Source organism: Uruburuella suis, assembly GCF_022870845.1.
Taxonomy (GTDB): domain Bacteria; phylum Pseudomonadota; class Gammaproteobacteria; order Burkholderiales; family Neisseriaceae; genus Neisseria; species Neisseria suis.
On sequence record NZ_CP091507.1, the window covers coordinates 597,880 to 610,949 of the forward strand.

Sequence of the window (13,070 nt, forward strand, 5' to 3'; positions counted from 1 at the left end):
GGCATTTATATATCGAGCTGCGAGCCCATTTCCACCACGCGGTTGCCCGGTATGCGGTAGTAATCGGTGGCCGGAGTGCTGTTTTTATACAGCCATTTGAAATAGCGGCTTCTCAGGCGGCCCATATAGCCGCTGCGGGTAAGCGGCAGAATGTGCAGGCTGTCGCGCGAGAGGAAAAAAGAGGTTTCCATCAATTCGAGCTCCACGCCCTGTTTGCGTGCCAGGCCGAGCAAATGGCGCACGCGCGGCGTTTCCTGAAAGCCGTAATGCCCGATAATGCGCACAAAGCGCGGCCCCAGCTGCTTGATGGCCAACCGCTCGGCTTCGGGCACGCGCGGCACATCAAGCGTTTGAATGGTAAACAGGATATTGCGCTCGTGCAGCACTTTATTGTGCTTCATATTGTGCAGCAGCGCCTTGGGCACAGAGGCGGCATTGCTCACCATATACACCGCGTTGCCCGGCACGATTTGTGGCGGAAACTGATCGAGGTTTTCGATAAAGCTGTTTAAATCCAAACCATTGTCGGCGTGTTGCCGGGCGATGATGGCGCGCCCCTGCCGCCAGGTGGTGAAGGTAAACACCAAAATAGCGGCCACCATCACGGGGAACCAGCCGCCGGTGGGGATTTTCAGCAGATTAGAGGCAAAGAAAGCCAAATCAAAGGTGAGAAATATTGCGGTAAGCGCAATCGCGGCGGCTTTAGGCCAGCGCCAATTTTTCACCATCACAATAAAAAACATCAACGTGGTGAGCACCATGGTGCCGGTGGCGGCGATGCCGTAAGCGGAGGCCAAGTTGGCGGAGCTGCGAAAGCCCAACACCACCAGCAGCACAATCACCAGCAACATCCAATTCACGGCGGGAATATAGATTTGGCCGATTTCGGTTTCGCTGGTGTGGTTAATCTGCATGCGCGGGGTGAAGCCGAGCTGGATGGCCTGGCGGGTGAGCGAATAAGCGCCCGAAATCACCGCCTGGCTGGCAATAATGGTGGCCAGCGTGGCCAGCACAATCAGCGGAATCAGCGCCCATTCGGGCACGCTCAGAAAAAACGGATTTTTAATCGCTTCGGGCGTGCGCAGCAAAAGCGCGCCTTGGCCGATATAGTTTAAAGCCAAAGCGGGCAGCACCAGCGAGAGCCAGGCCGTTTGAATCGGCCGGCGGCCGAAATGCCCCATATCGGCATACAAAGCCTCGGCACCCGTTACCGCCAGCACCACCGCGCCCAGGCTCACAAAGCCGGCCCAGCCGTGATGGGTGGCGAAATAAAGGCCGTAATAAGGATTGATGGCGCGCAACACCGATGGGTTTTGCACAATCTGATAAATGCCGGCAGCGGCCAGCGTGGCAAACCAAAGCAGCATCACCGGCCCGAAAAAAGCGCCGATGCGCTGAGTGCCTTTGCGCTGGATAATAAACAGCACCAGCAACACTGACAGCGCAATCGGCAGCACCCAATGCCCGAGTGCCGGGTTGATCACCGTCAAGCCCTCGGCTGCAGAGAGCACCGAAATGGCCGGCGTGATCATGGCATCGCCGAAAAACATCGCCGTGCCGGCGAGGCCCATCATCAGCACCACCCAAGCGGGCTTGCCCTGAAGATATTGCAAGGCCAGCTGCATCAACACCACCACGCCGCCTTCGCCTTTATTGTCGGCATGCAGGATAAACACCACATATTTGAGCGTCACCACCAGAATCAGCGCCCAAATAATCAGCGACACAAAGCCCAATATGCCGGTTTCGCCGACCTGCATATGCGAAGCCAGAAAGGTTTCTTTCAGCGTGTAGAGCGGGCTCGTGCCGATGTCGCCATACACAATGCCCAAGGCGGCCAAAACCATGGCAGAGGCCGGGCGGTGGTGATTTTGCATGAGTTTGCAATCGATAAAAAATAAGATGCAGAGATTTTACGCTTGGCTTGTGGAAAACTAAACAGGCCGTCTGAATGTTTTCAGACGGCCTGTTTAAACCAATGAAAAATATAAACATTTATCCGGATTTGCCATCGGCGCGTGGCTTGAGCAGCCACGGAATATAGCGCCATGCAAACAAAAGCAGCGCCAGCGCAAATAAAGCCGCCGAGCAATAAATGCTGTGGGTGTAGGCCGCGCCGCTGGCAAAAGCGGCAAACACCCGCGTGAGCGTGGCCAGCACCATCAGCCAAAAAGCCAGCGGCACCGGCGATGGCGGCGGGTAAATCGCATGGCCGGTGTGGCCTAGCGCCGTGCGCGCCATCATGCCCAGCGTGAGCAGGCCGATGCCGCCCACGCCGATTAAATGCACACCCAGCGACAAATAAGCCGGCAACCATTGTGCAATCCCCGTGACCAACAAGCCCAACGCGGTGAAAAAATAGCCGGCAAAAAGCACCCACAGCATCGGCTCGCGCACCACATCTTTATGCCACCAGCGAAACACCTGTACCAAATTAATGATGCCCGCCGCCATGCCCAAAAGCCCCGCCAGCGGCAAGGCCGTTTGAAACATCATCAAAACCGCCATCAGCATCGGCAGCACCAGCGCCGACAAAGCCACCCACATCGGGCTGGCCACCTGCGCAATATTCAGGCGTTTGGCAGTGAAAAAAGGCATGATGCGCATGCCTACCAAGCCGATAAAGCCCGCCACCATCACCAAGCCCGCCAACAGGCCGTTGAGCAGCGCCCCCGCTTGGAAAGGCTGCAAATAAAGGTGGAACACCGCATGGGTGAGGCCGAACACAAACAGCGCCGCAATCGCAATATAATTGCGCGAATTGCGGCTGCGCACCACCGGTAAAGCCATGCACACCGCCGCATACCAAAAAAATGCCGTGCCCGAAATGCCGCTGATAGCCGCACCGTTGGGCAAGTAAAGCGCCAGCCGCGCCAGAAGCCACAAAGCCGTGAGGGCAAACAGCGCGCCGCCGCGGGTGGGCGGCTGGCCGGTCCAGGCCGTTACCGCTGTGAGCAAAAAGCCCACCACCACCGCCCCGGCATAGCCCCAAATCATTTCATGCGCGTGCCAATAAAAAGAAGGCAGCTCGGCCGTGCCCTGATAGCCAAAGCCCCACAATAAAATCGACAGCGCACCAAAAAGCGCCGCCAATGCGTAAAAAGGGCGGAAAGCCATGGCCCAAACAGCGTGCTTAAACAGCATAAAAGCGGCTCCTTATACCAATTCAAAAAAATAACCTAACTTCGTTGTCTCGCCTTGCCGTACTATCTGTACTGTTTGCGGCTCGCCGCCTTGTTAGCTTATTTTTTTGAATTGGTATTATTTAATTGTTTTTAAAAGTGTACAAATATTTTCAGACGGCCTGATTCAATCAAGCAGGCCGTCTGAAAACCATGTGTGTTTACAAATGAACCAAAGGTTCATCCAAATAAGGCTCGATGGCCGGAAACAGCGAGCGCTCTTCAAAGCGCGCATGTTCGCGCAAGGTTTCGGCAAAGCGCCGGTTCCATTCAGCATCTTGATACTGAGGCGCAGCCAGCATACCGCACAGCGCAGCGTGATCTTCTTCAAAGCGTTGTTGCAAAGCCGCATCAAGCTTGCCCCAATGCGGTGCAAACTGCGTTTCTTCCGAGGCAAAATGCGCCAGCAAATCGGCGCGGTGGTTTTCAATATCGGCCTGATGATCGGCCGAGAGCTCGCGCAAAATGCGCAAACACAAAGCCAAAGAATGATGGTGCTCGCGTGAGCGTTCGATTAAATCGGGGTGTCTTTTGAGGGGTGTCATGATGGTGTTTCGCAGCGGTTTGTGTTATAAGTTTCATCTATTATGAAACTTAAGACGGCATAAAGTCAATCCTCAATCATTCCGCCCTGAGAGAAGCGCTATGTATTTGACCCAACACACCGATTACGCCATGCGCGTACTGATCTACACCGCCATCAACGATGATGCGTTGGTTAATATCAGCACCATTGCCGACACCTACGGCATCTCCAAAAGCCATTTGATGAAAGTGGTCACTGCCTTGGTGAAAGGCGGCTTTCTGGCCAGCGTGCGCGGCAAAGGCGGCGGCTTGAGGCTGGCGCGTGCGCCTGAAAACATCAATCTCGGCGCGGTGGTGCGGCATTTGGAGCCGATGCAGCTGGTGGAATGCATGGGGCAAAACAACGATTGCCTGATCACCCCCAATTGCCGCCTTGCCGGCATACTCGGCGGCGGCATCAAGGCTTTTTTGAATTATCTCGACGGCTTCACGCTGGCCGATTTGCTCAACAAGCCCACTTATGATTTGCTTTATATGCCCAAAATAGAAATCGCCGCCGTTTGAAAACGTTCAGACGGCCTTCTGCCTTGCTGTTAGGGTCTGTTCACATTTCATCACGCGGCAATCTTTTGGCTCAAAAACGCGCCTGCTGCGTTGAAAATGCTCGCAAGGTGTTCAACCTTGCTGTGCTTTTCGCCTTGCAGCCACGCTTTTGCGCTCAAAATCTTACTCGCGGATGAATTGTGAACAGACCCTGGCCGGCGGCGCGTTTCTGAAAAGCAGCCAAACATGATAGACTGGCGGCCATTGTTTCCACCCTTACAAACCCATCATGACACCCAGCAAACTCATTATCGCCAGCCGCGAAAGCGCGCTGGCCATGTGGCAGGCCGAGCACATTCAGGCGCGCCTGCAAGCTCTCTACCCCGAATGCGATGTGCAGATTCTCGGCATGACCACGCGCGGCGACCAGATTCTCGACAAAACCCTCTCCAAAATTGGCGGCAAAGGCCTGTTTATCAAAGAATTGGAGCAAGCCTTGCAAGAAGGGCGCGCCGATTTGGCCGTGCATTCGATTAAAGACGTGCCCATGGATTTGCCGCAAGGTTTCGCCCTGGCCGCCATCGGCGAGCGCGCCAGCCCGTTTGATGCATTTGTGTCCAACCATTATGCGCGGCTTGAAGATTTGCCGCCGCGCGCGGTGGTGGGCACTTCCAGCCTGCGCCGCGAAGCCCAGCTGCGTGCCCGTTATCCGCATTTGGAAATCAAGCCCTTGCGCGGCAATGTGCAAACCCGCTTGGGTAAGCTCGATAAAGGCGAATACGATGCGATTATTCTCGCCGCCGCCGGCTTGCAGCGGCTCGGCCTGGATGAGCGTATCCGCGTGATTTTGTCGCCCATCGACAGCCTGCCCGCCGCCGGGCAGGGCGCGCTGGGCATCGAAATCGCTGCGCAGCGCTATGATTTGCTCGAAGCACTCAACCCGCTCAACCACGCCGTTACCAACGCCTGCGTGAGCGCCGAACGCGCTTTGGCGCGCGCGCTCGACGGCAGCTGCCAAGTGCCGCTAGCCGCTTATTGCACCGAAGAAGCCGGTCTGCTCACCTTGCGTGGCCTGGTCGGCCACCCCGACGGCTCTATTCTTTTGCAGGCCGAAGCCCAAGCGCCGCTCGCTTATGCCGATGCGCTCGGCCGCGCCGTGGCGAAAAAGTTGGCCGACGATGGCGCAGTCGAGCTGATTCAAAGCATTTTGGCTGAACAATAAACGCAAATAATGGGCAGGCCGTCTGAAAAGCGCAATTTCAATATTTTATTGTTGCCAGGCTTTCAGACGGCCTTCTGCCTATCTTGTGGTGGCAACCTTCACCATGCTTTGCAGCTCACCGCCTTATTATCTGTATCTGCCTTATTATCTGTATCTTTAGCATGAACGATAGCGAAGTGAACGAAAAACGGACACCAATACAATCAATCTCAAACCGTGTGTAGGGTGTGTGGCGCGAGCCACGCACGCGGTTTAACCGTTTCTGCGTGCGCTGCTGCGCCATACACTCTGCACCGGCCTGTGTAAGCTTTTCATTCACTCCACTATTATTTTTAATATTTCTAAATTGTCATCAGGCCGTCTGAAACCATGCCCGCAATTTTAATCACCCGCCCCGCAGGCCGCGCCGCCGCCGAAATGCAGGCTTGCGCCGCCGCCGGCTGGCGCGCCCTGCCTTTCAGCCCCATCCGCATCGAAGCCGATGCCGCCGCATTGGCGCGTCTGCCCGAGCAAGTGGCCGCCGCCGATGCCGTGTTTTGGGTGAGCCCGAGCGCGGTGGATATTGCCGCGGGCGTGCTGGATTTTTCAAGCTGCACGCCGCTGCACATCACCGTGGGGCAGGCCAGCGCCCAAGCGCTGGCGGCATTTTGCCGCCAGCCGGTTTACGCGCCGCAAGAGGGCAACGACAGCGAAGCCGTGTTGCAGCTGCCGCTGTGGCAAAGCCTGCCGCGCGGCGCAGAAATATTGATTATCCGCGGCCGCGGCGGGCGCGGTTTTTTAGCGCAATCGCTGCGGCAGCAAGGCTTTAAGGTGCAAATCGCCGAAGTGTATTTCAGACGGCCTCAGCCGCTCGATTGGGCATTGTTTGCGCAAGAAAAGCCCGAGGCCGCTTATGTGACTTCATCCGAAATTGTGCACGAATTGTTTACACAAGCGCCGCCCGAGTTGGCGCAAAATCTGAAAAACTTGCTATACTTTACCCATCATGAGCGCATAGCCGCCGCATTGCGCGCCGCCGGAGCAGAAAATATCCGGCTGGTGGCGCGGCTGGACATGCACACCCTACAGCGTGAAACGGAGTAAGCAATGAAGCCCGACGAGACGCCGCCGGAAGCAAACGAAGCTTCTGCCAACCAAACCATCACGGTATCATCCGACGGCACCGCCACGCCGCCGCAAAATGGCGACAAGTCGGAGCAATCCTCCCCCGCGCCCGCCGCGCCCCCAAAGCCCGCCCCCGAATCTGTCGATACAGGAAACCCCATGTCTGAGCAAAAAAACAGCCAAACGAGCGCCGTTGCGCCCGTTGCCCCCGTTGTCATCAAACAATCTTCCGGCAAAGGCCTGGCCGCCGGCGCGCTGGTGTTGGCGCTGTTAGGCTTGGGCGCGAGCGGCTTTTTGTTTGTGCAGGGGCAGAATATTCTGAAAACCCAGCAGCTGAGCTTTGATCAAAAAATCGACAAAGCCGCCTTGGGCGAGAGCCAAAATGCTAACCTGCTGCAAGACAATATCCGCAAGCAGGCCGAAGTGCAGGCCGCGTTGGCGCAGCTTTCAGACGGCCAAAAGCAAAATGCAGAGCAAATCACCACCGCCAACCGCGCTTATCAAGAGCTGCTCAAAGGCCGCGCCAATTGGGTGGTGGATGAAACCGAAGCCACGCTGAACCTGGCTTCGCAGCAGCTCTTGCTCTCAGGCAATGTGCCGGTGGCGGTAAACACGCTGGAAAACATCGAAAGCCGCCTGAGCCGCTTCGATCAGCCCGAATTGCTGCCCATCAAACAAGCCGTGAGCAGCGATATCGCCGCCTTGAAAAACCGCCCCTATCTGGATATTTCCGGCACCTCGCTCAGGCTCGACCGCCTCGAAACCGCCGTGGCCGGGCTGCCGTTGGTGCTGGACGGCACTTTGCAGCCGGGTAAAAACACCGCCCAAGCCGTTGATACCTCGGCCATGCCGTGGTGGCAGGCTGCTTGGGAAAAAACCTTGGCCAGCCTGCAAGGCATGGTGGAAGTGCGCCGGCTCAACAATAACGACGCCATGTTGATGGCGCCCGAGCAAACCTATTTCGTGCGCGAAAACCTGCGCCTGCGCCTGCTTGATGCGCGTGTGGCCTTGCTGCAACACAACGGCGAAGTGTATCAAAGCGATTTAAACAGCGCCGAGGCCGCCGTGAAACAATATTTCGATGCGCGCTCACCGGCCACGCAATCGTGGCTGAAAGAATTGGCCGAGCTCAAAAGCCTCGATATCCGCATGATTTCCGATGATGTGCTGCGCGCCAGCCAAACCGCCGTGCGCGCTTATCAAGACAGCGTGCGCACCGCCATGCCGCAAGCCCTGCCCGAAGCGGCAAGCAGCGCGGCCGCTAGCCAGCCGGCCGCGGCATCGGCACCGGCTGCTGCACCCGCAGCGCCTGCACAAGATGCACACGATGCAGCCAGCCAGCCTGAAGCGGCCAAGCCCGCCGCTCCGGCACCTGCCGTGAAAGGGGAGCAAGCATGAGAGGCCTGATTTGGATTATCGTGTTGTTTGCCGTGGCCGTGGCCATTGCCATGGGCGCAAGCCTGTATAACGGCAATGTGTATGTGGTGGTGGAGCAAACCATGTTGCGCATCAATCTGCATGCCTTTATCTTGGGCTTGCTGGCGCTGGTGATTGTGCTTTATCTGCTGGTGCGCCTGATTGCCGGCATTTTGCATGTGCCCGGCCGCATGCAGCGCTTCGGCGTGGCGCGGCAAGGGCGGCAGGCAGCGGCGGCGCTCAATAATGCCGGCTTGGCGTTTTTTGAGGGCAAATTTCAAAAGGCCGAGCAAGAAGCCGCTAAAGTGCTGGCCAACAAAGAAGCCGGCGACAACCGCACGCTGGCCTTGATGCTGGGTGCACACGCGGCCGATCAGATGGACGATACCGCGCTGCGCGACCGTTATCTGAAAGACATCGAAACCCTGCCCGCGAAAAAGCAGCTTTCCCGCTATCTGCTGCTGGCCGAAGCGGCGCTGGGCCGGCGCGATTATCCGGCTGCCGAAAACAACCTCAATGCCGCCGCCCAAATCAACCCCAGCCTCACCCGCTTGGTGCGTTTGCAGCTGCGTTATGCGTTTGACCACGGCAATGCGCTGGAGGTGCTCGACAAAACCGCCAAGCTGCAAAAAGCCGGTGCCATCAATGATTACGAAGCCGGCCAATACCAAAGCTGGGCTTACCGCCGCCTGCTGGCGTTGGTGCGCGACGGCGGCGGCCTCAAAGCCTGCCTCAAGCGCATACCCGATGAGCAGAAAGCGGGCGAATTGTGTGCCGTGATTGCCGAAAAATATGTGCATTTGGGGCTTTACAGCCAAGCGGTGAAATGGGTGGCGCATTATTATCCGCACACCCGCCAAGCCGAATTGCTGGAGCCGTTTGTACAAAGCGTGCGCTATCTCGACGACAAAGCGCAGCGTAAAGCCATCGATTTGGCCGACGGCTGGTTGCAGGCGCAGCCCAATGATGCGCAATTGCTGATGTTTCTCGGCGAGCTGGCCTACAGCAAGCAGCTTTGGGGCAAGGCGCAAGGCTATCTCGAAGCCAGCTTGGCCATCAGCCCGAGCGTACAGGCGCGTTTGGCCTTGGCCAAGGTGTTTGACGAAACCGAGCAAAGCGCCAAAGCCGAATCACAGCGCCTGCTCGCGCTCGACGGCGCCACCCACGATGAAAACGAAGCCTTGCTGGCGCTGGAAAACAAATAATTTTCAAATAATTTGAAAGCATGTTGGCAAGGCCGTCTGAAAAAACCGAACTGCACCCCAAAAGTGGTCTTGTTGCATTGGTTTACCATTTGTAAGCTTGCTTTTTTGAATGGGTATTACTTGTTTGAATGGGTGTTAAGGGTTGTATAAATTTGAGGCCGTCTGAAACTTTTCAGACGGCCTCAAATGTTTGGCGTAAAACTTATTGGTTAGCTTCAATCTGCTGCTGCAATTGCGGCAGCGGGCTGTAGCCGCTTTGGCTGCGGCCGTTGGGGAAAACCAGCGTGGGTGTGCCGTTGAAGCCGAGCTGCTCGCCCAGCGACACGGTTTCGGCCACAGGGTTATCGCAAGCGGGGGCGGCAGGCGGCACTTTGCCTTGGCGCATCCATTGCGTCCAAGCGGCGGTGCGGTCGGGCTGGCACCAAATCAGCTCGGCTTTGCGCTGGGCATCGGGGTGCAGGCTGGCAATCGGCAGCATGAAGTTATAAATGGTGATGTCGGTCATCTTGGCGAATTCATGCTCCAGGCGTTTGCAAAACGGGCAATCGGGGTCGGAAAACACCGCCACTTTCAGCTTGCCGTTGCCGCGCACTTCTTTAATCGCCATATCCAGCGGCAGGGTGGAAAAATCGATTTTATTCAATTCGGCGCTGCGCTCGTCGGTGAGGCTTTGGCGGGTGTTGACGTCAATCAGGTCGCCCACCAGCATGTAATTGGCGCTGCCATCGACATAAACCACTTGGTTGCCGCTCACCACCACTTCATAAAGGCCGGCAATCGGCGTGTTGCGCACGCTTTGCACTTTCAGGTTTTGGCCTTGGTAGGTTTGTTCCAATTTGGCCGTCAGCGTTTGCGCCAACTTGCTGTCTACATTGCCGCTTGCCGCCGTTGCGCTCTTGGTTGCGGCCGGGGCAGATGCGGCGCTGTTGTGGGATACCGGCGTTTGGCCGCAGGCGGCCAGCGGCAACAGCGCCAGCGGCAATAAAGAATGGAGCAGGTGTTTGTTCATGCAAAGCCTCGTGTGGGGTGCGCAGGGCGCAATCAAAAATAGGAGGCGCACGCGCGCCGGTGCGCCATTGTACCAACTATCCCGCAGGCGGGCAAAAGCGTGCGCAAGCTTGGCGCAAGCGCCACTTCGTGCCACAATGCAGCATCTGTGGAGAACCAGCCGATGACCCCGATTTTAGCTTTCGATATCGAAACCGTGCCCGATGTGGCCGGTATCCGCCTGCTGCACGATTTGCCCAAAAGCGTGTCTGATGCCGATGTGGTGGCATTTGCGCAGCAAAAGCGCCGGGCGCAAACCGGCGGCGATTTTATGCAGCACCACCTGCACCAAGTGGTGGCGATTTCCTGCTGCATGCGTTGGGGGCAAGATAAAATCCATGTCGGCACCATCGGCGAAATCAACGACAGCGAAGAAACCATGATTGCCAAATTTTTCGATTTGGTGGAAACCCACACGCCGCAATTGGTGAGCTGGAACGGCGGCGGCTTTGATTTGCCGGTGCTGCATTACCGCGCGCTCATACACGGCGTGGCTGCCGCGCGCTATTGGGACATGGGCGAGGGCGATTTCGGCGACAGCCGCGATTTCAAATGGAATAATTACATCAGCCGCTACCACAGCCGCCATTGCGATTTGATGGATTTGCTCGCCCTTTACCAACCGCGCGCCAGCGTGCCGCTGGATGACATGGCCAAGCTGTGCGGCTTTCCCGGCAAGCTCGGCATGGATGGCAGCAAAGTGTGGGATGCTTATCACGCCGGCGATTTGAAAGACATCCGCGATTATTGCGAAACCGATGCGGCCAACACTTATTTAATGTATTTGCGTTTCCGCCTGCTCGGTGGTGCGCTTGATGCGGATGAATACGAGCAGGAAATCAAACGCTTGAAGCATTATCTGCATTCGTTGGCCGAAGAAAAGCCGCATTGGGCGGAATTTGTGGCGGCTTGGTCTTAATCAATAAGCAAGGCCGTCTGAAAGTTGAATGTGCTTTCAGATGGCCTGTGCGGCAATTTTCATTTCCCATTATTTTTCACCCGTTCAGACGGCCTCTTTATGACCCAAACACCGGCACTCAAACAAATCACCCTGATCGGCGTCGGCCTGATCGGTGGCTCGTTTGTGCTTGATTTAAAACGGCAGGGTTTGGTGGAAAAAGTGGTCGGCATCGATTTGGATGCCGACAATCTGGCGCGCGCACTCGAGCGCAAAGTCATCGATGAAGCTTTTGAAGAGATTAACGCCCAAAGCGTGGGCGGCGCCGATTGGGTGCTGATTGCCACGCCCGTGGCCACGCTGCCGCACATCTGCCGCCAATTGGCACCGCTTTTAAGCGTCCACACCATTGTGAGCGATGTGGGCAGCACCAAGCAATCTGCGCTCACCGCCTTTGCCGAACACTTGGGCGCACATCTGCCGCGCTGCGTGGCCGCCCACCCGATTGCCGGCTCCGACCGACACGGCGCGCTGGCGGCGCAATTCGGCCTTTATCAAGATAAAAAGCTGATTATCTGCCCGCATGCGCAGCAAGATGCGGGTGCGCTCGAAACCGTTGAAACCCTATGGCAGGCCGTGGGCGCACACACCTACCGCATGAGCGCCGCCACCCACGATGCCATTTTCGCCGCCGTGTCGCATATGCCGCACATGCTGGCTTATGCTTATGTGCACCAAATCGCCGAGCATCCCGACGGCCAAACCTATCTCGATTTCGCTGCTTCCGGTTTCCGCGATTTCACCCGCATCGCATCGAGCCACCCGGCTATTTGGACCGACATTTGTATGGCCAATAAAGACAGCCTGCTCGATTTGCTCGCCGGCCAGCAGCAAGCGCTGGCTTATCTGCAAAATTTGCTGCAAAGCAACGATGCCGATGCACTTTACCGCTATTTCGAAGAAGCACAACACACGCGCGATGATTGGCAGGCGCGGCAATAGAGGCAAATAATACCCATTCAAAAAAATAATATACAAACAGGCAGCCTGTAGGTCGGATTCTCGAATCCGACACTTGTTCGCAGAACAAGGCACGCACATCACTTTGGCCGTTGGCCAAATGTTGGATTCAAGAATCCGACCTACGCGAATGATGCTGCCGAACTGCTTTTATTTTGTAAGGTTATTTTTTAGAATTGGTATAAAACAGGCCGTCTGAAAGGTTTTCAGACGGCCTCTGCATGCAATATTCATAAGGGTTTATTTGAATCGGTATGAGCGGCAGCTTGCAGGCGTTCGGTGAAATTGCCCAAATCCACGCCGGCTTGCCCTGCGGCGGCGATAATCTCGGCCACCGGCATGCCGGCGGCGGCTTGGTCCAGCCCCCACAGCAGCGAGCAGCGTGTGCCGGTGCGGCAATAGGCGAGCACGGGTGTGTGGCTGCTCTGGCGCAGCGCTTTAAAGCGGGCCACATCGCCGGCTTGAATGGTGGGTGCGGCCACGGGCTGGTGCTGCACATCATCAATGCCTTCTGCGGCCAGCCATTGCTGCACTTGGGCAAAATCGGGCTGGCCGGGCTCTTCGCCGTCGGGGCGGTTGCAAATTACGCGGCCGATGCCGAGCCGCGCGGCTTCTGCGGCATCGGCAGGTGTGAGCTGCGGGGCGATATAGAGGTTGTCGGTGAGTCGGTAAATGCTCATTCGGGCTCCTGGGGCGAGTGGGTTTCAGACGGCTTGATTATAGGCCGTCTGAAAAAGTTGCGGGATAAAGTTTGCTCAGGCTGGGGTTTGTTCATATAGTGGAATGCAAGAAAACGTGATACAAAACTACGCACTATAACAGGTAGGTTGGGTTGCCAAACCCAACGTTTCAGACGGCCTGTGGGCTGGTTGTGTTTTCAATCCAAGCTACCCGTTGTGTCACTTTTT

Annotated in this window: 12 protein-coding genes; 7 read left to right on the plus strand and 5 right to left on the minus strand. The window is 56.7% G+C overall.

The window, feature by feature from the left end; translation table 11 throughout:
* Window positions 1-5: 5 nt before the first annotated feature.
* The 3 genes from LVJ78_RS02655 to LVJ78_RS02665 form a co-directional block, all read right to left on the minus strand.
* The gene (locus tag LVJ78_RS02655) at window positions 6-1,877 is read right to left on the minus strand and encodes a potassium transporter Kup (protein ID WP_132953387.1); all 1,872 of its coding nucleotides are present in this window, start codon (window positions 1,875-1,877) and stop codon (window positions 6-8) included.
* Between the two features lie 118 nt (window positions 1,878-1,995).
* Window positions 1,996-3,144 (minus strand): NnrS family protein, encoded by a 1,149-nt coding sequence (locus tag LVJ78_RS02660; protein ID WP_132953389.1) that lies wholly within the window; start codon window positions 3,142-3,144, stop codon window positions 1,996-1,998.
* Between the two features lie 199 nt (window positions 3,145-3,343).
* The gene (locus tag LVJ78_RS02665) at window positions 3,344-3,727 is read right to left on the minus strand and encodes a hemerythrin domain-containing protein (RefSeq protein WP_132953391.1); all 384 of its coding nucleotides are present in this window, start codon (window positions 3,725-3,727) and stop codon (window positions 3,344-3,346) included.
* A gap of 100 nt (window positions 3,728-3,827) precedes the next feature.
* On the opposite strand from LVJ78_RS02665, the gene LVJ78_RS02670 reads away from it, so the two are divergent.
* From LVJ78_RS02670 to LVJ78_RS02690, 5 genes are all read left to right on the plus strand, one after another.
* Window positions 3,828-4,271 (plus strand): RrF2 family transcriptional regulator, encoded by a 444-nt coding sequence (locus tag LVJ78_RS02670; RefSeq protein WP_132953393.1) that lies wholly within the window; start codon window positions 3,828-3,830, stop codon window positions 4,269-4,271.
* A 268-nt stretch (window positions 4,272-4,539) separates the two neighbouring features.
* Window positions 4,540-5,472: a hydroxymethylbilane synthase gene (gene hemC / locus LVJ78_RS02675; protein WP_132953395.1), complete on the plus strand. Its 933-nt coding sequence runs from the start codon at window positions 4,540-4,542 to the stop codon at window positions 5,470-5,472.
* A gap of 369 nt (window positions 5,473-5,841) precedes the next feature.
* A complete protein-coding gene (locus tag LVJ78_RS02680; protein WP_132953397.1) occupies window positions 5,842-6,555 on the plus strand; it encodes a uroporphyrinogen-III synthase in 714 nt (237 codons plus the stop codon).
* Between the two features lie 3 nt (window positions 6,556-6,558).
* Window positions 6,559-7,974 carry a uroporphyrinogen-III C-methyltransferase gene (locus LVJ78_RS02685; protein ID WP_132953399.1) on the plus strand — a complete coding sequence of 472 codons (1,416 nt, stop codon included), beginning with the start codon at window positions 6,559-6,561 and terminating at the stop codon, window positions 7,972-7,974.
* A complete protein-coding gene (locus LVJ78_RS02690) occupies window positions 7,971-9,197 on the plus strand; it encodes a heme biosynthesis HemY N-terminal domain-containing protein (protein WP_132953401.1) in 1,227 nt (408 codons plus the stop codon). Before LVJ78_RS02685 ends, LVJ78_RS02690 begins: the two co-directional genes overlap by 4 nt.
* Window positions 9,198-9,399: 202 nt before the next feature.
* Here the strand turns inward: LVJ78_RS02690 and LVJ78_RS02695 are convergent, their stop codons facing one another.
* Window positions 9,400-10,206, minus strand: coding sequence for a DsbC family protein (locus LVJ78_RS02695; protein WP_132953403.1), 807 nt, complete (start codon window positions 10,204-10,206; stop codon window positions 9,400-9,402).
* Window positions 10,207-10,368: 162 nt separating this feature from the next.
* Between LVJ78_RS02695 and LVJ78_RS02700 the strand changes: the two genes are divergently transcribed.
* On the plus strand, window positions 10,369-11,163 hold the full coding sequence (locus LVJ78_RS02700) for a 3'-5' exonuclease (protein ID WP_132953405.1): 795 nt from the start codon (window positions 10,369-10,371) through the stop codon (window positions 11,161-11,163).
* 99 nt (window positions 11,164-11,262) lie between these two features.
* Entirely contained in the window at window positions 11,263-12,144 is an 882-nt protein-coding gene (locus LVJ78_RS02705; RefSeq protein ID WP_132953407.1) for a prephenate dehydrogenase, read from the plus strand.
* Window positions 12,145-12,392: 248 nt separating this feature from the next.
* On the opposite strand, the gene LVJ78_RS02710 is transcribed toward LVJ78_RS02705, so the two are convergent.
* Window positions 12,393-12,842 carry a TIGR01244 family sulfur transferase gene (locus tag LVJ78_RS02710; RefSeq protein WP_132953409.1) on the minus strand — a complete coding sequence of 150 codons (450 nt, stop codon included), beginning with the start codon at window positions 12,840-12,842 and terminating at the stop codon, window positions 12,393-12,395.
* Between the last annotated feature and the right edge of the window lie 228 nt (window positions 12,843-13,070).

Bases quoted from the DNA above. Each gene is read 5' to 3' on its own strand.
- LVJ78_RS02655 (WP_132953387.1), bottom strand. From the start codon at position 1,877: ATGCAAAATCACCACCGCCCGGCCTCTGCCATGGTTTTGGCCGCCTTG.
- LVJ78_RS02670 (WP_132953393.1), top strand. From the start codon at position 3,828: ATGTATTTGACCCAACACACCGATTACGCCATGCGCGTACTGATCTAC.
- LVJ78_RS02690 (WP_132953401.1), top strand. From the start codon at position 7,971: ATGAGAGGCCTGATTTGGATTATCGTGTTGTTTGCCGTGGCCGTGGCC.
- LVJ78_RS02700 (WP_132953405.1), top strand. From the start codon at position 10,369: ATGACCCCGATTTTAGCTTTCGATATCGAAACCGTGCCCGATGTGGCC.
- LVJ78_RS02710 (WP_132953409.1), bottom strand. From the start codon at position 12,842: ATGAGCATTTACCGACTCACCGACAACCTCTATATCGCCCCGCAGCTC.
- LVJ78_RS02680 (WP_132953397.1), top strand. From the start codon at position 5,842: ATGCCCGCAATTTTAATCACCCGCCCCGCAGGCCGCGCCGCCGCCGAA.
- LVJ78_RS02660 (WP_132953389.1), bottom strand. From the start codon at position 3,144: ATGCTGTTTAAGCACGCTGTTTGGGCCATGGCTTTCCGCCCTTTTTAC.
- LVJ78_RS02705 (WP_132953407.1), top strand. From the start codon at position 11,263: ATGACCCAAACACCGGCACTCAAACAAATCACCCTGATCGGCGTCGGC.
- hemC (WP_132953395.1), top strand. From the start codon at position 4,540: ATGACACCCAGCAAACTCATTATCGCCAGCCGCGAAAGCGCGCTGGCC.
- LVJ78_RS02685 (WP_132953399.1), top strand. From the start codon at position 6,559: ATGAAGCCCGACGAGACGCCGCCGGAAGCAAACGAAGCTTCTGCCAAC.
- LVJ78_RS02695 (WP_132953403.1), bottom strand. From the start codon at position 10,206: ATGAACAAACACCTGCTCCATTCTTTATTGCCGCTGGCGCTGTTGCCG.
- LVJ78_RS02665 (WP_132953391.1), bottom strand. From the start codon at position 3,727: ATGACACCCCTCAAAAGACACCCCGATTTAATCGAACGCTCACGCGAG.